The organism is Cupriavidus sp. 22TCCZM01-5 (assembly GCF_057798915.1).
This window is the reverse complement of sequence record NZ_JBYOJR010000084.1, coordinates 1-1,117: the sequence shown is the minus strand read 5'-3', so window position 1 is coordinate 1,117 and position 1,117 is coordinate 1. Positions and strand designations below refer to the sequence as shown.

Genomic DNA, 1,117 nt, shown 5'->3' with positions numbered 1-1,117 from the left:
AGCGGGCGATGAGCGCCGAGATGAGCATGCATTTGGGCTACAAGCCAGGCGAGCCCAAGCCGGCCGAGCAGTCCAATGCGCGTAACGGTCTGAGCGGCAAGACCGTGATCACCGACCGCGGCCCGGTGCGGGTCGAACTGCCACGCGACCGCGATGGCAGTTTCGATCCGGTTCTGATCCCGAAGCACGAACGGCGCTTTACCGGCTTCGATGAGCGCATTATCGCCATGTACGCGCGCGGCATGAGCGTGCGCGAGATCCAGGCGTTTCTGGCCGAGAGCTACGGCACCGAAGTCTCCCCGGACTTCATCAGCTCGGTCACCGACGAGGTCATGGCCGAGACCATCGCCTGGCAGAACCGTCCGCTTGAGGCCATGTACCCGGTCGTGTTCTTCGACGCGTTGCGGGTCAAGATCCGCAGTGACGGCATCGTCAGCAATAAGGCCGTGTATCTGGCATTGGGAATCCAGGCAGATGGCCAGCGCGACGTGCTGGGCCTGTGGGTCGAGCAGACCGAAGGCGCCAAGTTCTGGCTCAAGGTCTTCAATGAACTCAAGAACCGAGGCTGCCAGGACATCCTGATCGCAGTGGTCGACGGCCTCAAGGGGTTGACGGAGGCCGTTGCCACGGCCTATCCCCGCACGACGGTGCAGACCTGCATTGTGCATTTGATCCGCAACAGCCTGGAATACGCCAACTATAAGGACCGCAAGGTGCTGGCACAGGCGCTGCGTCCGATCTACAGCGCGGCCAGCGAACAAGAGGCCGGGCAGGCGCTGCAGGACTTCGCCGACGGCCCGTGGGGAGCCAAGTACCCGATGATCGTGCAGTCGTGGCGACGCGCCTGGGAGCACGTCATACCGTTCTTCGTGTTCCCGCCCGACATCCGGCGTGTGATCTACACCACGAATGCCATTGAGAGCTTGAACATGCAGTTGCGCAAGATCATCAAGACCCGGGGCCACTTCCCTTCGGATGAAGCTGCGATCAAGTTGCTGTGGCTGGCGCTGCGCAACGTGCTGACCAAGTCCGTTCGCACCACCTATGACTGGAAGTCCGCCATGAATCAGTTTGCTATTCTGTATGGCGAGCGATTTACTGCCGCTCGAAGCTGACA

At 61.5% G+C, this 1,117-nt stretch carries 1 protein-coding gene; it reads left to right on the top strand.

The features are described from left to right. Positions 1-1,115 (top strand): IS256 family transposase (locus AC3FNH_RS32505; RefSeq protein ID WP_488723002.1); only part of this gene is annotated, 1,115 nt, incomplete at its 5' end. Positions 1,116-1,117 lie beyond the last annotated feature (2 nt).